Annotated in this window: 19 protein-coding genes; 9 read left to right on the forward strand and 10 right to left on the reverse strand. The window is 49.5% G+C overall.

The window, feature by feature from the left end:
* Positions 1-174: 174 nt before the first annotated feature.
* Positions 175-1,353, reverse strand: coding sequence for a metallophosphoesterase family protein (locus G497_RS0101500; protein WP_051257715.1), 1,179 nt, complete (start codon positions 1,351-1,353; stop codon positions 175-177).
* A 253-nt stretch (positions 1,354-1,606) separates the two neighbouring features.
* On the opposite strand from G497_RS0101500, the gene G497_RS0101505 reads away from it, so the two are divergent.
* Positions 1,607-3,091 (forward strand): outer membrane homotrimeric porin, encoded by a 1,485-nt coding sequence (locus G497_RS0101505; protein ID WP_027186823.1) that lies wholly within the window; start codon positions 1,607-1,609, stop codon positions 3,089-3,091.
* Positions 3,092-3,470: 379 nt separating this feature from the next.
* On the opposite strand, the gene G497_RS16145 is transcribed toward G497_RS0101505, so the two are convergent.
* Complete coding sequence (locus tag G497_RS16145; RefSeq protein ID WP_051257716.1) at positions 3,471-4,295, reverse strand: hypothetical protein; 825 nt, start codon at positions 4,293-4,295, stop codon at positions 3,471-3,473.
* Positions 4,296-4,466: 171 nt separating this feature from the next.
* On the reverse strand, positions 4,467-4,868 hold the full coding sequence (locus tag G497_RS16150; RefSeq protein WP_034636071.1) for a TraR/DksA family transcriptional regulator: 402 nt from the start codon (positions 4,866-4,868) through the stop codon (positions 4,467-4,469).
* Positions 4,869-5,161: 293 nt separating this feature from the next.
* Between G497_RS16150 and G497_RS0101525 the strand changes: the two genes are divergently transcribed.
* The 6 genes from G497_RS0101525 (at position 5,162) to G497_RS16160 (ending at position 12,060) form a co-directional block, all read left to right on the forward strand.
* Complete coding sequence (locus G497_RS0101525) at positions 5,162-6,700, forward strand: ABC transporter substrate-binding protein (RefSeq protein ID WP_027186824.1); 1,539 nt, start codon at positions 5,162-5,164, stop codon at positions 6,698-6,700.
* A gap of 74 nt (positions 6,701-6,774) precedes the next feature.
* Entirely contained in the window at positions 6,775-7,824 is a 1,050-nt protein-coding gene (locus G497_RS16155; protein ID WP_051257717.1) for an ABC transporter ATP-binding protein, read from the forward strand.
* Positions 7,825-7,870: 46 nt separating this feature from the next.
* A complete protein-coding gene (locus tag G497_RS0101535; RefSeq protein ID WP_051257718.1) occupies positions 7,871-8,797 on the forward strand; it encodes an oligopeptide/dipeptide ABC transporter ATP-binding protein in 927 nt (308 codons plus the stop codon).
* Complete coding sequence (locus G497_RS0101540; RefSeq protein WP_034636074.1) at positions 8,794-9,717, forward strand: ABC transporter permease; 924 nt, start codon at positions 8,794-8,796, stop codon at positions 9,715-9,717. The genes G497_RS0101535 and G497_RS0101540 overlap by 4 nt, the downstream gene beginning before the upstream one ends.
* A gap of 49 nt (positions 9,718-9,766) precedes the next feature.
* Positions 9,767-10,591 (forward strand): ABC transporter permease subunit, encoded by an 825-nt coding sequence (locus G497_RS0101545; protein ID WP_084515863.1) that lies wholly within the window; start codon positions 9,767-9,769, stop codon positions 10,589-10,591.
* Positions 10,592-10,593: 2 nt separating this feature from the next.
* Positions 10,594-12,060, forward strand: a complete 1,467-nt coding sequence (locus G497_RS16160) for an alkaline phosphatase family protein (protein WP_051257719.1) — start codon at positions 10,594-10,596, stop codon at positions 12,058-12,060.
* A gap of 307 nt (positions 12,061-12,367) precedes the next feature.
* Here the strand turns inward: G497_RS16160 and G497_RS20535 are convergent, their stop codons facing one another.
* Entirely contained in the window at positions 12,368-12,793 is a 426-nt protein-coding gene (locus G497_RS20535; protein WP_245576331.1) for a protein MobC, read from the reverse strand.
* Between the two features lie 152 nt (positions 12,794-12,945).
* Positions 12,946-13,794 (reverse strand): hypothetical protein, encoded by an 849-nt coding sequence (locus G497_RS16170; protein WP_051257720.1) that lies wholly within the window; start codon positions 13,792-13,794, stop codon positions 12,946-12,948.
* A 95-nt stretch (positions 13,795-13,889) separates the two neighbouring features.
* On the opposite strand from G497_RS16170, the gene G497_RS19540 reads away from it, so the two are divergent.
* Positions 13,890-14,795, forward strand: a complete 906-nt coding sequence (locus G497_RS19540) for a TIR domain-containing protein (protein ID WP_084515865.1) — start codon at positions 13,890-13,892, stop codon at positions 14,793-14,795.
* On the opposite strand, the gene G497_RS20025 is transcribed toward G497_RS19540, so the two are convergent.
* The 4 genes from G497_RS20025 to G497_RS0101580 form a co-directional block, all read right to left on the reverse strand.
* Entirely contained in the window at positions 14,696-15,409 is a 714-nt protein-coding gene (locus G497_RS20025; RefSeq protein ID WP_027186828.1) for a hypothetical protein, read from the reverse strand. The two genes, G497_RS19540 and G497_RS20025, sit on opposite strands and share 100 nt — an antisense overlap.
* A 9-nt stretch (positions 15,410-15,418) precedes the next feature.
* Positions 15,419-15,616 carry a helix-turn-helix transcriptional regulator gene (locus G497_RS0101570; RefSeq protein WP_027186829.1) on the reverse strand — a complete coding sequence of 66 codons (198 nt, stop codon included), beginning with the start codon at positions 15,614-15,616 and terminating at the stop codon, positions 15,419-15,421.
* 171 nt (positions 15,617-15,787) lie between these two features.
* Positions 15,788-16,759 carry a hypothetical protein gene (locus G497_RS0101575; RefSeq protein ID WP_156907874.1) on the reverse strand — a complete coding sequence of 324 codons (972 nt, stop codon included), beginning with the start codon at positions 16,757-16,759 and terminating at the stop codon, positions 15,788-15,790.
* A 113-nt stretch (positions 16,760-16,872) separates the two neighbouring features.
* Entirely contained in the window at positions 16,873-17,829 is a 957-nt protein-coding gene (locus G497_RS0101580; protein ID WP_156907875.1) for a hypothetical protein, read from the reverse strand.
* Between the two features lie 298 nt (positions 17,830-18,127).
* Here G497_RS0101580 and G497_RS0101585 point away from each other — a divergent pair, with 298 nt between their 5' ends.
* Positions 18,128-18,475: a YgiW/YdeI family stress tolerance OB fold protein gene (locus G497_RS0101585; protein ID WP_027186832.1), complete on the forward strand. Its 348-nt coding sequence runs from the start codon at positions 18,128-18,130 to the stop codon at positions 18,473-18,475.
* A 93-nt stretch (positions 18,476-18,568) separates the two neighbouring features.
* Here G497_RS0101585 and G497_RS0101590 read toward each other — a convergent pair.
* On the reverse strand, positions 18,569-18,797 hold a 229-nt coding region (locus G497_RS0101590), incomplete at its 5' end, for a transposase (protein WP_027186833.1).

Here is an 18,797-nt window from a genome sequence, read left to right on the forward strand (position 1 = left end):
AGGGTACCTCTGGTTGAACAATATGAAGTGCTGTATATGGCAGCATACATTGTGCTGCAACATTTTCATATCACAACGGGGCAGCTCCTTGCAGCGCTGCCCCGTTGTTTTTCGTAACTAAACGTTGCCTGGTCAAAGTCATGCGACTTTGCCAAACAGCATAAGAACCATTATTTACTGTGCCTTGGCTGCAACGGCAATGGCAATTGTCTTGCTTTCGCCCCAGGTAATGCCTGGCTGCTCAGGTGTGGCGTTCCACAGCACTTCGCGCACCGTCATTTGGTTGGTCGCTGTATCAATGCTTACAAACTGGAAGGAAAGCTTCGTTTCATCTTTAGAAGAAACATTGCCTTTCATGGAAGAATCCACCCGGAAAACGGGCATGGCAATGGTGTTGTCCGGCCCTTTCCATTCATAAAATTCATTATAGTTTTCATTGCCGTGGAAGTAGGCCACAATGTTTGGTTGGGCTTGTAAAAAGTTGGCTAAATCACGATGTTCTTTTACCGGAATTTCTTTGGCCTTGGTAACGCTGGATGTGTCGGCAAGCAGGTTCTCAAATTTATCGTTGCCGTTAATGCTGTGGTCGCCATTGGGGTTACGCAGGTGTTTTGCCTCCACATCTGGCTGGTCGTGGGTAAACAGCAATACAGGTGTTCCCTTGGGGAGTTTGACAATTTCCTTGGCAAGCCAGGCCCGAGTGGGGGTGTCTGGCCACATTTGGGCAAGCAGCAGGTGCACCCCGTCCAGTTGTTTGCTTATAAGCACCTTATGCTCATCAAATACATACTGTTCTGGGGTAATGGCGGTGTTGTTGGCTTTGTTGTACATGGCCACAACGGACGAGGCATCTGTTGCCGGAACCATGGGCCGGTGAAAGCCAACGGCATTGGTTACATCGTGGTTGCCGGGCACAACAAGCAGCAGTGGGGCTTTTCCCTTGCCGTTGGTCAGGGAGAGTTGCTTTGTATACTGCTCGTTAAACGTATTCCAGCACTGCGCAGCAGTTGCAACGGCTTGCGGGTCTGTTCCTTCCATACGGTTGGCAATGTCCCCTGTAGAAATAACAACATCTGCCCAGCCCACTTTTTCTCCAGCATCAACCCCGCTATCATTGGGAAATACCATACTCGGTAAGGAATTAATGGCCTGCACCATGGCAGCGTTTACGTCTGTGGCAGAAACATTTTCCCTGCCCCGAAACGTTTTGCGGGTAATGCCATAATGCTGATCAGAAGTGTATACAAGGTGCAATGACTCTGCGAAAGCAGACGTCATGCTCAAAACAAGCAATACCCATGCAGCCAAAGAAGTGGCAATGGAGCGTTTACCCAACGAAGAAAGAGAAACCATGTTTGTATACTCCTCATGTAATGATGGTGAAGGTAGCAAGTTTTAACTAATTATACAGTCTCTCTGTGACGTTTTTGTTGCAGATGAATGAAGATTACGCGGCTAACGGGGTAATTGCGGTTCCTGTTGGCAGTAGTATCTTCTGCGCATGAACTGTAATAGAATCTCAATGAAATTGACATGATACCGTCACACTCCTACTTGTATACAGCCACATAACCTGTTTCATACCCTATTAATCAAGGAGGAATGTATGAAACGTCTTTCAACTCTGTTGCTTTCGGCTGCCATGTTTTTAGGCACCGTGGGCGCAGCACAGGCTGTGGATATCAAGGCCAAAGGGCAGTTTGAATTTGCGTTTGGCTGGGCCAAAAACCAGGCTGGGGCCAAGGGCTTCAATAGCGGTAACGCCCACCAGGATTTCATTGCCCGCCAGCGCATTCGCACCCAGGTCAACTTCATTGCATCAGAATCCCTTCAAGGTGTTTTGATGTTTGAAATTGGTGATACTGACTGGGGCCGCACCAAAAGTGGCAACTATGGCGGTGGCTCTGGCGGTGCGCTGGATGCCGACGGCGTGAACGTGGAAACCAAGCGCGCCTATATTGACTGGATGGTACCCAACACAGACCTTTCTGTACGCATGGGTATTCAGGGCCTGGCGTTGCCTTCTGCCACCAAATTTGGAAATCCGGTATTTGATGCCGACGTAGCAGGCATTACCGCCAGTTACAAGATTAACAGCATGTTTGGCCTCACCGCCTTCTGGGCACGTCCCTTTGATGCGTTTTCCAACCACAACTCTAGCGACGTGACCTACAAGGAAACTCGTCGGCTGGACGATTCCCTGGACATATTCGGCCTTGTGGCCCCCATTACGGGGAGTGGCTGGGGCATTACCCCCTGGACAGCCATGGCCAACATTGGCAACCAGTCTGGTTATTCAGAGTACCTTTTTGAAAAAACGAACCCCATCACCGCTACACGTGACGTGGAAAACGACCGTGCGTTTGCCTGGTGGATGGGCACAGGGTTTGAGCTGACCATGTTCGACCCCCTTACCTTTGGCATGGACGTGATGTATGGCCGTATGAATGACCTGGAAGGCATGGGCAACATGGGCAAACTGAGCGGTGCTGATAAACTTGCCACTGTGCGTGCTCGTGGCTGGTTCCTGGACGCCCGCCTGGATTACAAAATGGATTGGGCCACTGCCGGCCTGTTCGGCTGGTGGAGCACAGGCGACGACGCCAGCGACCAGCGTAATGGCCACGTGAAGCTTGGCCGCATGCCCGTTGTGGGTGTAGACGGTGGCTTTAACCCCACCTCCTTCGGCTTTGGCGGTAAAAAAATTCGTGGCGACGCCAACGCCATTAGCCAAACAGCCCAGGGTACCTGGGGCATTGGCACACAACTGGCTGACATGAGCTTTATTCAAGACCTAAAGCACACCCTGCGTGTTGCGTACATTAAAGGCACCAACGACCGCGACCTGGCTCGCGTAGGCGCTAATAACAAAGCATGGGCTGAAGAAACCCGTTATGGTGTAGACAACCTGTACCTGACCACGGGCGATGCTGCCTGGGAAGTCAACTTTGACCACCAGTACAAGATTTATGAAAACCTTACTGCTTACCTTGAGCTTGGCTACATTAACCTCGACTTGATTAAAAACCACTTCCAGAGCGATTCCGACGATGCTTGGAAGGCTCAGGTTGGCTTCAAGTACGAATTCTAGGAAACGCTCATTTTTTCCGTTTGGCGGCGTTACTGCGTTTTTTTGGAAAGGGGGCAGGGCCAAAGAGCCCACCCCCCTTTCCAAAAAAACTTGCGCCTTGCCAAACGAAAAAACTGAGCGCTTCCTTTCCCCGCCCTCACTCCACGGCTCGCGATGGTCGCGACTGCCGGCGGATTTAGGGAGTAGGAGATAGGAAGGAATCGGTAGCACTCGCTTCAAAAAAAAGCTGGTGCCTTGCCAAACGAAATAACTGAGCGTTTCCAATACGCTGATTTGCGAGCGTTTTTCTAAGTTTTGTTTCACTTGCACGTCCGGGGGCTGTATGGCCCCCGGATTATTTTTAGTGAATTACGCTATGCGCTGCCAGCCTGCACACAAACTATTCACTAAACCGGGCCGTGCCCCAGGCAATAAGCAAAATATAGCACCCGGCAAGAACGCACAGGGCAGCACTTATATGATAGGGCGCTTCAAGGGCCACACGCATTATCAACGTGCTAACGGCATACCCGGAGTTTCTGAAGGTAATATGAAAGCTGGGCAGAAAATATTGGCCTACAAGAATAATCAGAATATCAGCAAATATAAGTGTGGTGTAAAAGTGGTGGAAAAAGTTGGAAGGCACAGCACGGAAAACAACCGTGTAGCTGTCGTATATGCCAATGCCAACAAAGGCCACAAGCAAGGCAAGGGCCACACACTTTTTCACGGCAAGGTAATGCTCCATGGCGGTGTATTGCTGCACATAGTGCATCTTCCAAAAAAGGCCGCGAATAATAAACAGTATATACCCACCCAAAGCAACACTGACCATCTGTAAAAGTAACATGCCATGGTCTGCCAGGTTCAGCGGACCATTTAACTGGCTGATGGCCTTGAAAACGTCACGGAGCAAAATAAGGGACATAATTTCTAGCTGTTTGCGCACAGCAAGTGCAACAGAATCGGCAAGAGCAAAAATAAGTTCCACCATTTCCACCAGTAGCACCATGGTGAATACTATTTGGATAGAGGCAAAATAATTGGTAGGCACCCACGTTGCCAGCCACGTTGGCAACAGGGCCATTTTGTTTGCCCAAATAGTCACGCCGGAGCACACAAAGGCAATGGCGGCAAACATGGCTGTTTTACGAATAATACTATATTTGCCCCATGCGCTGTGTATGCTGTCATACAGGGCACAACAAAGACGAATAAACGGCATAAATAATTCCTACTCCTTTTAGTATGGTTTCATGCGATAGCACACTGGCTTTTTACTACAAAACTCATTGTGCAAAGTGCAAGGCCTATGGTGGTTTGCACGCGCATGAACAGGAGCAGGCCATTGTGCACGAAAAGACCCATGGTAAGGGGAACTGGAATAGGTTTTGCCTTATCGTAGAAACTCCTTACTGGGCTTTGGCGTGCCATTTTTGGGTGGGGGCATTGTTGCCTTGGCAAGTTCATCTTGCTCTTCTTCCCATTCTTCCTGGCAGCGTGTGCAGCGCAAGGTATCTGGCCGGGCAAGCAGGCGCTGGGGGGCAATTTCTTCTCCACAATCCTGGCACAGCGTACTGATCTGGTTTTCAAGAGCAGTAATGGTGCTTTCAAGGTTCACAAGTCGCTCTTGGGAACGGTGCATCAATAAGGTCATCATGTTGATATGTTCATGCAGTAAGGCGGTATCATTTTCATCCGCACAGGGTGAAACCTGAAAAGCCTGCTGTGCTTCAGCCAATAGCTGACGTTCTGCTTGGACATAACCTCGTAAAACTTGAATACGTTGCTGGTGCATGAGAAACCTCCTTTGCTTCGTGAAGACATTGAGGAACTACTGAGAATAAAATGAACATGCACACGTCTCAAGAGTGTTACTGTTTTGTTACAGAGTAGTGAATAGATATTAAATGTATAAAATATAGTTACCTGCACTTCCTATTTTCTCCATTGTGCCATATCACCGCTTCAAAATCGGATACATTTACTCCACGTCACAAAAATGTCATGTGGCTGTCACTATATGGCATTTATTCCTCCTGTATTTCTTCATTATGTCTTCAATGAAAGCATAACCTTAAGGAGAAACACATGAATTGTATAAAGAAAATGGCATCATTGCTTTTGGTTGCAGCAACATGCACCATGGGCTGGGTTGCCCATGCTGAAGCCCGCAACCTTATTGTGGCAGTGCCCAGCTTGCCCCCCACCCTGGAACCTATGGGAGAAAATGCGAACCGCATTTCAAGGGTTACCTATAGCATTTTTGAAACACTTATTCGGTTGGATCAATTCACCGGCGAAATGTTGCCCAGCCTTGCTGAATCGTGGAAGCGCATTGACCCGCGTACAGTGGAATTCAAACTTCGTAAGGGAGTGAAGTTCCATGATGGCAGTGAATTGACTGCTGAAGATGTTGTGTTCTCCTTTGGTCCCGAGCGTTTTCTCTCCGAAAAGGCTCCTGGTCGCATTCTGGCGGCATCGTTCCTGGGTGTTGTGGAAAAGGTCGAAGCAATTGACCCTTATACCGTAAGAATTCACACCAACGTTCCAGACCCGCTGCTGGAAAACCGCTTTGCCTCACGCATGGCGGAAATCATTTCCAAAAAAGCGTACCTTGCTGCCGGAGGCTGGGATAAATGGAGCCAAAAGCCTGTTGGCACTGGCCCGTATAAAATATCCTCTTTTGCCCTAAACAATCGGTTAGACCTGCAACGGTTTGATGGGTATTGGGACGCCGCTGCTCCGACTGAAAAGCTCTCGTTTATTGAAGTGCCGGAACTTTCCGCACGCATTGCCGGGCTGCGTTCTGGCGAGTTTGATGTCATTACCGAACTGGCCCCAGACCAAATAGCTACACTTGATAATGTCAAGAATGTTGAGGTGGCTGGAGGGCCTGTGGAAAATATTTACGGGCTTGTGTTTGATACCTTGAGCAGCCCCACCTTAAAAGATCCTCGCATTCGTCAAGCCATTTCCCATGCCATAGACCGCAAAGCCATTGTGGATGCGTTGTTCATGGGGCGTACAACAGTTGCTAATTCCTGGCAGATGAAAACCTTCGGGAATATGTTCTTTCCTGAAATGGATAAAGAACAGCTCAACAAAGACTTGGCCAAAAAGCTGGTGAAAGAATCTGGCTACAAAGGTGACCCCATTGTGTGGCGTTTACTGCCCGGCTACTACACACTTGAAGTGCCTGTCACCCAGGCCATTGAGCAAATGCTGCGTGAGGTTGGCCTAAACATCAAGCTGGAAATCAAGGAAAACTGGGAGCAGGTGGAAGCCAAAACACCTTCCCGTATGATCAACAACGCTTCTGTTACCGGCTACTACCAGGACCCTGTGGGGCAACTGTGGCGTCGCTTCAAGCCGGAAGCCCCATGGCGTAAAAAAGACTTTTTCACCATGTCCCAGCGGTTTGACAGCCTGGGCGCTATTCTTGAAAGCTCTGTAGACCTGAAAGAGCGCCAGGTGGCCTTTAAAGGCATGCTGGAAGAAATGGCCGCAAACCCCACAGGCGTGCCGCTGTATATGCTGCCCATGTTTTACGCCAAAAAAACAGACTTTCAATGGAAAGCCGGTGTCATGGAGTTTATGGATTTTTCCGCGCGGAACCTGAAGTTTTAACGCAGGTTATTCGGTTCGTGGGTATAATCACGGTGCGGCTTTGCGCCGCACCGTGTACACAGGAGTGTTACACTATGTCACAACCATTACTGCAAATTCAATCTTTTTCCGTTTCTTTCGGTGCCTTCCGTGTGCTGAACAATATACACCTCACCTTGGCTCCTGGTGAATCACTGGCCCTTGTGGGTGAATCCGGTTCTGGCAAAAGTGTTTTGGCTCGAAGCATTATTGGCTGTGCAGGGGCAGGAGCCCGGCAAGAGGGTACTGTACTCTTTCGTGAAACAAACCTCACCTCCGCTTCAGACCAGACACTGACCTCTTTACGTGGCGGGAAAATTAGCCTCATGTTGCAAGATGCCCTGAGCGCCCTGAACCCCCTATATACTATTGGCCGCCAGATGATGGAAACCATTGCCCTGAAGCACCCTGCTTTTGCCAAGGGGGCAGGCCGCGCCTGGAAAGGCTTTGGACGTTCAGACAAACCTGCCTTGCGTGCCATGGCCCTTGAACTGCTGCATGAAGCTGGCATGGACAGGGCAGAAGAATGCTTTCATGCCTTCCCGCACCAGCTTTCCGGGGGCATGTGCCAACGGGTTATGCTTGCATTGGCCCTGGCAGGAGAGCCGGACTTGCTCATTGCAGATGAACCCACCACAGCCCTGGATGTTGTAGTACAAAAACAAATTTTACACCGGCTTACGCAAAATGTGCGTGCCCGGCGGGCAGCCTTGCTGCTTATTAGCCATGACCTGCATTTGGTCAGCGAATTTACGGACCGTATTGCGGTTTTGTACGCTGGCCAAATTATGGAAACAGGCCCAACACGCAAACTCTTGGCAAACCCGCGCCACCCCTACACCCGTGGCTTGCTTGAAGCCATGCCAAAAGCCAATACCCCCAAAGGGAGCTTGCGCCCCATAGCTGGCGAAGTGCCTGCCCCATGGGAACGTGACCAGGGGTGCCTTTTCCGTGGTCGCTGCCCCAAAGCCTTGGCCGGGTGCGCCCTGCCGCCACAGGAATATGTTGTGGAAAATGGGTGGGCCAGCTTTTGCGGACAATTGCCGCACACTACCATTCCCCATGCACCAAGTGGAGGGGGGCCTGCATATGCATTATGCAGTTAGTAGCGGGGCATCAGTAACCCTCCCTCCCCTAATGGAGGCGAAGGACGTGAGCCATGCGTATGGCTCTGCAAACTTGTTCGCCAAAGGACACCGGAACTTTGTTCTTGAGAACATAAGCATTGCTGTGACGGAAAGGCAGACACTGGGTGTCGTGGGTGAATCCGGCAGTGGCAAATCAACCCTTTCCCGGTTGCTGTTAGGGTTGGAAACGCCCACTTCCGGTCGCGTGCTCCGTTATGGCGACCCTATGCCCGCACCTGGTTCACAGGCGTGGAAAGCAATGCGCCAGAAAATGCAGATGGTTTTCCAGAACCCCTATGCCTCGCTTGACAGGCGCATGAATATACTTGACCAGGTGGCAGAACCGCTGTGCATACATGCGCTTGCCACACCCAAAGAAGCCCGCGAACAGGCCCGTGCCTATTTGGCGCGGGTGTCGTTTCCCCCGCACCTTATGGGGTATAGGCCTGATAAACTTTCTGGCGGTCAATTGCAGCGAGTTGTCATTGCCAGGGCTTTGGTAACACAGCCGGAGTTTGTCGTGTGTGATGAGCCCGTGGCCTCGCTGGATGTTTCAGTGCAGGCGCAGGTGCTGGAACTGCTTGAAAGCCTGAAGGCAGAACTTGGTTTAACCATGGTTTTTGTGAGCCACGACCTGAATGTGGTGAGCTATGTGTGTGATTCCATAGCCGTAATGCACCGTGGGCGCATTGTGGAATACGGGCCTGCAAAACAAGTGTTTGCTGCTCCGCTGCACCCCTATACGCAGCTGTTGCTGGAAAGCGCCCCTGGCAGTGGGGTGCCTGTGATGGAGAATAAAGAGGATGTCACCGTGTCCATGGGAACAGGATGCCGGTTTCAGGCACGGTGCCGCTACAAACAGCCTGCCTGTTCAGGCAATATTCCCCCTGCGTTGCGGCCCTTTCCACAGAAAAGGGCCGTTGCCTGCTTTAACCCCTTGAGCGAATTATGAAGACACTTTGTTTACGCGCTTGCGGCAGAGCAGCGGTTACCCTTGCTCTTCTTATTACCTGTGTATTTCTTGGGCTCCACCTTACAGGGGACCCTGCCACCCTTATTTTGGGTTTTGAGGCGACTCCAGATGATGTGGCAGCCTTCAAACTGGCACGCGGCCTTGACCTGCCCATGTATGCCCAATATTGGCGCTACCTTGGCGACCTGATGCACCTGGACCTTGGAAAATCCTATGTAACGGGTTTGCCCGCCATTGAGGTATTCCTGAGCGCCATGGGGCCAACCCTTCACCTTATGTTGCCCACGGCGCTTGTCACACTGCTTATAGGCATTCCCCTTGGCATTGTTGCCGCGTTGCACAGCGGTACACGGCTGGACAGAGGGTTGCTTTTTGTTTCCGTGTTGGGGTTTGCTGTGCCCAATTTCTTTTTCGGACTGTTACTCATTCTCTTTTTCTCTGTGTGGCTGGGGTGGTTGCCAACGTACGGTAACGCTTCATGGCTACACTACATTATGCCCATAATGACCATTGCCACATCGGAAGCAGCCATTTTCAGCCGTATGGCGAGAAGTGCCATGCTGGAAGGGTTAAACCTGCCGTGTGTGCAGGCCGCCTACATGCGCGGTATTTCCCGCCAGCGCGTTATTTGGTTCCATGCGTTTCCCAATGCACTCATAAGCCTGTTGACAGTAGCAGGTTTTTTCCTGGGCACACTCACCGCTGGTGCTGTGATTACAGAAAATATTTTCTCCTGGCCTGGTATTGGCCGCCTGCTGGTGGTTTCCGTTGCCAAGCGAGACATTCCGGTGGTGCAGCTTATTGTGCTGGGTGTGGGATGTTCGCTGATAGTGGCAAACCTTCTGGTGGATCTGCTGTCGCTTGTGGTCAACCCAAAACTGCGTAGAACAACCCGGTAGACCTATGAAACACTTCTTCTCTTCCTTTCTGTTACCACTTTATAGGCGTATGCCCGCTTCTGTGCTTTGTGCCACAGTCACTCTCATATTTCTTCTTGTGGCCGCCCTTTTAGCAGACCTGATTTCTCCCTATACTCCAGAAGGCACTAACTTGCTTGCGCGCCTCAAGCCCCCGTTCCCATTGGCTGGTTCCAGCCTGAGCCATTTTCTGGGAACAGATGAACTGGGGCGCGACATACTGAGCCGTGTGCTGTATGGCATGCGCATCAGCTTTCTTATTGCCTGCGCGGGCACAGTGGCGGGAATGACCCTGGGGGTGTTTCTTGGCTTTCTGGCTGCCCACAAACGGGGGTTGGTGGATGATGCCGTGCTCATGCTCATCGACTTCAATGCGTCCCTGCCATTCATTATTATTGCTCTGGCCATTCTGGCATTTTTTGGTTCAGGCCTTACCATAATTATCAGCATCATGGCCATTTATGGCTGGGACCGATACGCGCGCCTTTCCCGTAACCTTGCAAGGGCAGCACTCACGGAAGGATACGCCAGCTCCTTACAAACCCTTGGGGCTGGGGCCCCACGCATTTATGTGCGCCATATTTTTCCCAATATTGCAGGGATGCTCATTGTGAACATGACCCTGAATTTCCCTGGAACCATCCTGCTTGAAACATCCCTCAGCTTTCTTGGCGTGGGTGTGCAGCCCCCCATGACCAGTTTGGGAATGCTGCTTGGTTTTGGCAGGGACTACCTGACCTCCGCATGGTGGATAGCGGTTATTCCCGGCACAATTATTGTGGCGGCAACGCTTTCCATTTCTCTGCTGGGCGACTTTGTGCAAAATCAGCTTGACGGTGTAACTCAAAGGAATTGAAAATGAAATCACCTGTTCTTATAATTGGATTTGATGGGCTGCGCCCCGATGCCATTACCCCGGAACGCATGCCAAACCTTTCTCGTTTTATGCAGCAATGGACAGTGTGCCGGGGGCACCGCGCTGTGTTCCCCACAGAAACGTATGTGAACCACCCCAGCATTTATACCGGGGCGAACCCTGGCAACCACGGCATTATTGCCAATTTTTATTATAACCGCCCTGGCACCTCACCATCCGCTTTTTTCGATGGCAGCAGCGTTTCCTCCATTGAACAAAACGATGCAAAGCACAGGCTTTTCCATGCCCGCACCCTGGGGGAACTCTTGGGTGAAGCAGGCATGACCATGCGGGTTATTGGTTCCAATAGTGCTGGCAGTACCCGGTTGAAACACCACACCGCCCACAATTATCTTGGGCATTTGAATTTGCCCGTGCATAACACAAGCCTTACTCTTCCCCTGGAAGAAAAAGGGTTCTGGCAGCAACGCATGGGCAATGGTCCCGAACTGATCAAACCCGATTACGCCGGAAGCAGTGCGGTGGTGGACGCCTTTTTTGACGTGGAAGTGCCCCGTGGCCTGGCAGATGTGACAGTGCTCTGGATTGGGGAACCCGACCATACCTGCCATGGAGATGGCGTGGATGGCGCTTCTACCCGCGCCGCCCAGGCCCATGCAGACAGCCTGTTTGGGCGCATTGTTGACTGGTGGCAGCAGGAAGGCCAGCACACCCAGCTAATGGTTATTTCCGACCATGGGCATGTGACAATAGACAGGCATAGTGATTTGCGCGGTGCTTTGACCGCTGCCGGTTTACGGGTAATCACATCAGACGATATGGATGCCGGAGTTACCCCTGACCAGATGGACTTCATTATGGCAGGGGAGTATTGTGGCGGCTTGTGGGCTACGCAGCACAATCCTGCCCTCATCCAGCGTGCCCTGAAAGCGCTGCAAGCCTATGAGGAAACAGGGATGCTGTTTTGCCGAGGCACCAGTGGTACGCCCCTGCCTGAAGGCATATTTGCAGAAGAGCTGGTACTGAGTGCCCATGAGCGTTCCCCTGATATTCGGTTCATCACCAAAGGCGACCCGGAGCGCGGCACCATTGCCATGGAACCTTGTTTGCCCATTGGCGGCGGGGCGCACGGGGGCCTGCTGCCACAAGAACTCCTCTCCTTGTGCCTATTCGCTGGCAATCGCTTCAAACCATCCTGGGAAAATACCTTGCCCAGTGGCCCGGCAGACATAGCTGCCACGGTATTGGCCCTTCTGGGATTTGGGAAAGAAAAGACTGAAGGGCTGGATGGCCGTGTTTTACGCGAATGCCTGGTTAATGAAACACCAGATACTGCTGCCCAGGTTGTCAAGGAAACACTTTCTGCACAGAAAGGACGTTTTCAGCAAGTTCTTGAACGCACACAGTATAACGGTAGAATATATTTGGATAAAGGGTACAGGGTATAATTTGGCTTGTCTTCAAGGGTGGCGTTTCCATTTGGTGAGATATTTATAAAGTAACACTCGCTCATTTGGATGCTATTTTTCCGCACAACAAAAAGAACTCCCGCATTGTGGGAGTTCTTTTTGTTGTGCGGAATGCCAACTATTTGATCAGACGCTGCATATCTTGGTTTCCCGGCATGTGGCAAACAGATCAAAATTGATCCGTGGCCCAAGGCACTGTCCATGTGTTTCTCTTTGGTGGCATAAACGCCAAAGTGGCTGGGTTGCCTCGGGCCGCCTTGTCCTATTCAAGGAATCTCAATACTCCTCACAGTTCATCCAAAGGTATGTCCGGCGTTACAACAAATCCACCGAGAGCCTGGGGAAATTTTCTGTCTTTTCCAGAGGCGTCTTTTTCGCTGGCCTGAGCCGCAGCAACCACTCGTTCAGCGCACCGTTCCCCGGCACTTTGCTGGGGCGAGGGTGTGTCTGCTTTTTTGCCTTTCCCGCGTCTGAACTCATTCAGGTATTTAGCAAGGGTCGGGGCTTTTACCTCTATGCCTTTTTCGTGCAGTTTATCGGCTATCTCCTGTATGTCGAAGCCGCGCTTTTTCATGCGCTCCAAAGTGGGGGCCAGGGCAAAGACTGTTTCTTTCACGCTTAGGGTACGGTTGCCAGCAAGGGTGACTTTTTCCGGCTGGAGTTTGGCAAGCTCGGTTCTGATTTCCTTGACTTGGGCTGCGGTGATATTCATGTGCATTTCTCCTATTCTTATGAGGGGCTAACACTTCATAGCCCCGGTTATGTGTTTCTGCCTTTGGCGGTCGAGCGGCACGGTCGCCCACACTTCGCGCAGTGAAGTATAGTGGGCTATACTTATGGCTTGGGCAAAGATGCGGTGCAGACCTAACGGCCCATACCCATGCCACGAGGCCGCACCGCCACCTGACGCGCCTTTTGTTGCTCCTGCTCCCGTTGGCGCTGTTGCTCGGCTGCCCGTTGTTGCGCCAAATCCGCTTCCAGACGCTCATTTTCCTGCTGTAAGGCCCGCTCCTGCTCCAGAAGCTTTTGCTCCTGGGCTTTGCGTTGTGTTTCCCGGCGTTCCTGCTGCACAAACTCTTTGTGCATGTCATGAGCTTCCGGGTTCCAAAGGAAAAAGCGCTCCACATCTTCCAGTCGAGCTGCTACATTTTGATACGCATTAAACCAGTGGCGCAGTTCGCGTTGGTTACGCTCATTATTTTCCTGCTTTTCCGTGTGCAGGGTTGTTAGCTGTTTGTGCAAACCGTTTATGGTTTCATGCAGGCTTTTGACTTCGGCTTGCAGTTTTTGGTTGTTGGCAACAAGAATGCTTTTTTCCGCCAGGGCTTTTTTCTGCCGTTCAATAATGGCCTGGGCAGCTTCTAACGCGGCCTTGAAGTTGAACATAGACGCTTGCGGAATGGCAGCTTGAACAGAAAGCTCTTTTTCAGCTTCCCAAGCCTGTTGCTGAATGGCTTGCAAGCGTTCCTGCGCGGCGGCTTCTTCCTGCTTGTGCTGTTCCAGGCTGTTGCTGACGGATGCAGTCTCCTTTTCCAGACTGCGCAAGGCCTCCTGTTGCTGTTTGAATTCTCGCGTATCCAGATGCTTTTTGGCGGATCCGGGTTCCTGTTCCACACCACGCTGCACGTCAAAGCCACGGCTTTGCAGATGCCGGGGTAGCTCGGTTTGCAGCTTTTTCAGACTTTCACGGGTATAGAGTGTTTTGGCGCTCAACTTGCCATCCGGCGTTACCGGAACATGCAGTTAGTCTTTGACAACTTAAATACGACACGATACGTTAATTGATATTTATTCTGAGGAGAGCAAACATGAAAATATTTATTAGCTGGTCAGGTGAACTCAGTCGGGAAGTAGCAGAAGTTTTTCGTTCTTGGTTACCATCTGTTATTCAAACCTTAAAACCATATGTATCATCAGAGGATATTCAAAAGGGAGTAAATTGGTCTACCAATATTGCATGTGAGCTTGATAGCTCAAGTTTTGGAATTATTTGTTTAACTAAGGCTAATGTATCAGCTCCTTGGGTAAATTTTGAAGCTGGAGCATTAAGTAAGTGCTTCACTAATGCAAAAGTTTCTCCTTTTTTATTCAGAATAAATCAATCAGATGTGCAAGGGCCCCTTACTCAATTTCAATCAACTAAATTTGATGAAAAAGATATATTAAAACTGTTGACCTCAATTAATGATGCTTGTGGGGAAAGAAAGTTAGACAGCCAAATTCTTGAAGAATGTTTTGCTGTTTGGTGGCCCAAGTTAAAAGAAAAACTTAATGGGATAAAAACGGACTCGGAACATGAAGTACTCAATGTTAACTCACAAGGCGAACAAGAAACAGACCACATATTGGAAGAAGTCCTAGACACCGTCCGCACAAGTTTGAGAATTTTGAATGAACCCGAGAGGTTACTGCCTAAAGAATATATGGCACTCCTTTTATCAAATACTGATTTTCCAAATGGAAGCCTGCAGAAACGCTATATACCAAGAAACCACCCCGCCATTAAAGACTTACACATAAGCTACCAAAGACTTAGAAGTTTTCTTAACGATACTCTCAAAGACACCAAGGCCACCTCTATTGCTGATTTAGCAGAGATTACTTGTCGTATTGATCAAGAAGAATTGTTCCTGCCATGGGCGGAAGAAGTAATACGATTAACCGATAGCTTAGGTCGCCCTATCCGTTTTTTGCGAAGAGAGTTTGATGAATAGTAATTTACTGTCTTCACCTCCTCATCCGGGCCATGCGGCCCGGACAAAGAGTCTGAACGTAGTGAAGACTCTCTTTCTTCTTCTGGAATGGCAGAGGAAGAAAAAGGCAAAGAAGGGAGAGGAAAGGTAAGGAAAGGGCTTAAAGGGGTCGTTAACCACCGTTCAACGATGGCTTGAGGGTCGTTTGACGCCGTTATAACGCCGTATTCTTCCCTGGAGATTCCTTTAATCCTAGCCTGTTCCAGAATTTTGTAAATGTCCGGGTGTGTCTTGGCCATGCGTGAAAGACGGGAAGCATTGGAGCGGTTTTCAGCCTCCGACTGCCAAGTGTTATGCTCCTGCCAGTCGTGAATCAGGCAAGTGCCCCCCTCTACATCGAGTAACCGTAAACGCGTTATAACGTCCTTAAACGCCGTTGCTTCGCCGTTCCAACGGGCTGCAATGGCTATGTCTTCATCATCCATACCGGAAAGCAGCCCGCTTGGTCTGTTCTGCGCCACCCACAGCCATAGGCGTATGAGGGCAATAACGCCCTCATAGCCAAGCTGCCGTTCAAGCTTAATAATCTTTGGATGATCGAAAAAAACCACGGACAAACGAATATCCCTATTCATTGCCTGCCCCTACTTGCCAAGGCTCTCAATAAAAACGGCAATGTCCTCAGCTCGCCACACGGTTGTGCGGGGGCCTAGCTTGATGGGCTTGGGGTAACGTCCGTTTCGGCAACCTTCCCACCAGGAACTCCGGCCCACAGGAACCAGTGCCAACACCTGATTGATACGCAGTAATCTTTTGGGTTGAATAGAATTTGTGTCAGACATAAAGAATCTCCTTTGTAGAAATGTGTTCTACGCGGGAGACTGCATGAAGATGTTTGCAAAAGAAGTATGAAGTATGGAGTTCAGAGGCTTGTTGTTCTAAGACTTTACCTCTTAGACTTCTTGCATAATAATTTAAGCTAGGTACAAAAGAAGTCTAAGAAGAGTCGAAGACTATTGCTCTCGCATTCTGCCGTTATGCTTGAGGTTTTCAGGAACCTTTGTCCAGGCTTCCCTTGCCGTGTCATGGTGGGGTTTCAAACCAAGGCGCTTCTCGACAGCGCCGATGAAACCCTTCCAGTTAGTCTTGCCATTATCAAAAAGCAGGCCTTGCCGCCACTGTGCCCTATTGTCGTCAAAGACTTGCTTTTCTCTGTAGAGTTCTTTTACGACTTCTTCACAGGCTTGGCGGGTTGCCTGGATGCGCTCGTGGTCTTTTCTGCTACCAGTGGAAGGTGAAGCAGGAGCCTGAATAGAGGACTGCTCTACAGAAAAAGGTGTCCCTGGCAGTTCCTCTGGAAATGTCTTGAGGACAAGGGTCACAAGGGCATGGGTTATGCCTTTCACCTCCTCCCGTAAAGGGTAATTGCGGAGGAGCCGAATAACGGCAACTGTGTCCACAAGCACCGTGTCTGCAAAGATATGACTGATGAAATGATAGCTAGACGGGGGAAGAGACAGTATTTTGTCTTCAAATAGCTCGGAACTTGGGGAGTATTGCTCAATAGGGTCTACAGTTTCAAGTCGTACCAAGGTCTTAAACAGAAACTCCCGTTCTTCCTGAAAGAGAGTGGCATTATCTTCGTATGATTCATCCAGAATGTATTGCAGTCCTTGCTGCAACGGGCCAGATTGAATATTGAGTGAAAGTTTTCTGAAAAATTCCATCACATCCAGGGCACATAAGTGAACATGAAAGAATTGCTTTGCCGTGTCCACCTCCGGCAAAGCCGGACTATCTATCTGGTATACGGCTTGGTTGCTGTCGGCAAAGCCGCGCCAGTATTGTTCATGCGTCCTGCGCCATAGTTCCACAGGAAATACGGCGTGGGGCCAAAGTGCATGAATGACACTTTCCACCTCATTTACAGAAAGCCCATAAGCTTGGCGCACTCTGCCCATTGGTATCTTTTGTTGGTCTAACATGGCGATAAATGTACGCTAAACGATGTGGGCAATCAATAAGGGCGGCGTATCGCTGTAAAAAACCAGTACAACGTCTGTGACCAGTAACGAAACACAATTTGCCCCTGCTTTGCCTATTTTGTTCCCACTAAATGCCGCAGAACCTGCAATTTAGACCCCATAAAAAGGGAAGCATCAGGCAGTGCATAAGAGCTCATCTCTTGCATGACCACTGTTGTAAAAAACTCTTCCAGCGCCTGTAAGTCTTTAGCTGTGGCGCTATAACCTGCCCCGTCAAACGATAGTTCTACAATTGCAGGTTCCGTTTGAGGACTTATCCCCCATGTTTCAATAGCAAATTCAATTTTACTATTGTCTGGTAGAGTAAAAATGCCGGGAAGTATTTGGGTGCTATAGGCCACCATGCGGGAAAGTGGTGTTTTTGCAGGTACTCCTACATTCCCCAGCAAGGGATAGAGTGCAGCATAGTCTGCCACAGTGCCCCCTGAAAGCTCCTTTTCTCTAAAGCGAGAGCTGAATGTTGCTTCGAAGTAGGCCTGCAACATGGAATTTTGTGTCGGGAAAATATTTTCTTCAATTTTTTTAGTTACTTTTTTAATGCCTTTTGCTGGCACAAGGCGAGAGACAACCGCAGGCAACGGGGTATTGGCGGAAACTTCTTTTACCGTCAGCTTTCCTTTTGTTTCTGGGCCAATAAGAGAGCCTGGGGAAATCTTGTAATTTTGCCGTATAACTATGCCATTCTTTGCAAACTCCCCTTGTTGTGTATCCAAAAAATGTTTTTCACTCAAAATAAACTCTTCACCGTTGTTTTTTGCGAGAAACGAAATATCTTTAGCCTTTGCAGCGCCAAGCATGGCGTTTTTATAAAACACAAGTGTTTCTTGTGCAGTTTTTCCCGGCAAAGGAGAGACTAAAAACTTAAAAGAACGCGAGGATACACTCTTCATCGTTTCACCATAGTGTTGCTGGTGCGAAGCAAATAGCCACGTACCTTCTGCCGCAGAAGATAAAGAGACTAGGGAGATACAAAGCAGGGCGAGAACTCCAGACAATATTTTCAAGCGCATATAATCCTCTTTACTATCGTGTAAAAGTAGAGCCACTCAGACGAATGTCCAAAATGATGGGTTTCAAGCAATTTTGTATTCATGTAACAACACTGCCAATAGTATGCAAATCTAAGTACCCAAGCAATTACTAAAAAAAGCGGACTCAATCCTCAAAACACTCTTGAAAAATGAGACTGCTATATTCGGCAGGAAATAACAATAAAACAGTAAGGTAAACGCAGGAAAGGCTTGACAGCACATAGAGGCTATCGAATAATAAATGTAAAACTTACTGTTAGCTAAAGGAGATTTCGTTATGAAGAAAAGCCTTTTTATTATGGCCTTATTTGTTTGCTTCCTATCCACGCCCGCATTGGCTAGGTTTACAGGGCCCAGTGTTGGTGGCCCAACGCAAACGGTGGCGCAAGCCCAGAATGTGCGCACGGGAACGTACATCAGCCTTACCGGAAACATTATTGAGCATTTGCGGGAAAACTACTTTACATTCAGGGATGCTACAGGCTCCATTCGTGTTGAAATTGAGAACGATGTTTGGCAAGGTCGCGATGTATCACCGCAGCAACGTATCACCATTTTTGGCGAAGTAGATACTGACCGCCGTGGACGCTACATTTGGGTGAAGTCCCTTACCGTATCAAAGTAGTTAGTCATGTACCCCCGGCAAAGCCGGGGGCTTGAAATGCTGTGAACCGCTCAAAGCGGTTAGAAACGCTTGAACCGCCTAAAGGCGGCTGCCTCAAAACAATTGCAACTGGTCTATTCGCTGGTCTTCTTTTTCCTGATGCTTGATGTACTCACGCACAGAAGCTTCATCGAGCCCAACAGTTGAAACATAGAATCCTCGTGCCCAAAAACTTTCGCCCACAAAATTGCGACGCTTTCCCAAAAAATTGCGAGCGATATAAATGGCACTTTTCCCTTTGATAAAGCCAACAGCAGAAGAAACTGCCATCTTTGGTGGAATT

Origin of the sequence: Desulfovibrio cuneatus DSM 11391 (assembly GCF_000430005.1) — a bacterium.
Lineage (GTDB): Bacteria > Desulfobacterota > Desulfovibrionia > Desulfovibrionales > Desulfovibrionaceae > Frigididesulfovibrio > Frigididesulfovibrio cuneatus.

Bases quoted from the DNA above. Each gene is read 5' to 3' on its own strand.
- G497_RS0101500 (WP_051257715.1), bottom strand. From the start codon at position 1,353: ATGGTTTCTCTTTCTTCGTTGGGTAAACGCTCCATTGCCACTTCTTTG.
- G497_RS0101505 (WP_027186823.1), top strand. From the start codon at position 1,607: ATGAAACGTCTTTCAACTCTGTTGCTTTCGGCTGCCATGTTTTTAGGC.
- G497_RS16145 (WP_051257716.1), bottom strand. From the start codon at position 4,295: ATGCCGTTTATTCGTCTTTGTTGTGCCCTGTATGACAGCATACACAGC.
- G497_RS16150 (WP_034636071.1), bottom strand. From the start codon at position 4,868: ATGCACCAGCAACGTATTCAAGTTTTACGAGGTTATGTCCAAGCAGAA.
- G497_RS0101525 (WP_027186824.1), top strand. From the start codon at position 5,162: ATGAATTGTATAAAGAAAATGGCATCATTGCTTTTGGTTGCAGCAACA.
- G497_RS16155 (WP_051257717.1), top strand. From the start codon at position 6,775: ATGTCACAACCATTACTGCAAATTCAATCTTTTTCCGTTTCTTTCGGT.
- G497_RS0101540 (WP_034636074.1), top strand. From the start codon at position 8,794: ATGAAGACACTTTGTTTACGCGCTTGCGGCAGAGCAGCGGTTACCCTT.
- G497_RS0101545 (WP_084515863.1), top strand. From the start codon at position 9,767: ATGCCCGCTTCTGTGCTTTGTGCCACAGTCACTCTCATATTTCTTCTT.
- G497_RS16160 (WP_051257719.1), top strand. From the start codon at position 10,594: ATGAAATCACCTGTTCTTATAATTGGATTTGATGGGCTGCGCCCCGAT.
- G497_RS20535 (WP_245576331.1), bottom strand. From the start codon at position 12,793: ATGAATATCACCGCAGCCCAAGTCAAGGAAATCAGAACCGAGCTTGCC.
- G497_RS19540 (WP_084515865.1), top strand. From the start codon at position 13,890: ATGAAAATATTTATTAGCTGGTCAGGTGAACTCAGTCGGGAAGTAGCA.
- G497_RS20025 (WP_027186828.1), bottom strand. From the start codon at position 15,409: ATGAATAGGGATATTCGTTTGTCCGTGGTTTTTTTCGATCATCCAAAG.
- G497_RS0101570 (WP_027186829.1), bottom strand. From the start codon at position 15,616: ATGTCTGACACAAATTCTATTCAACCCAAAAGATTACTGCGTATCAAT.
- G497_RS0101575 (WP_156907874.1), bottom strand. From the start codon at position 16,759: ATGTTAGACCAACAAAAGATACCAATGGGCAGAGTGCGCCAAGCTTAT.
- G497_RS0101580 (WP_156907875.1), bottom strand. From the start codon at position 17,829: ATGCGCTTGAAAATATTGTCTGGAGTTCTCGCCCTGCTTTGTATCTCC.
- G497_RS0101585 (WP_027186832.1), top strand. From the start codon at position 18,128: ATGAAGAAAAGCCTTTTTATTATGGCCTTATTTGTTTGCTTCCTATCC.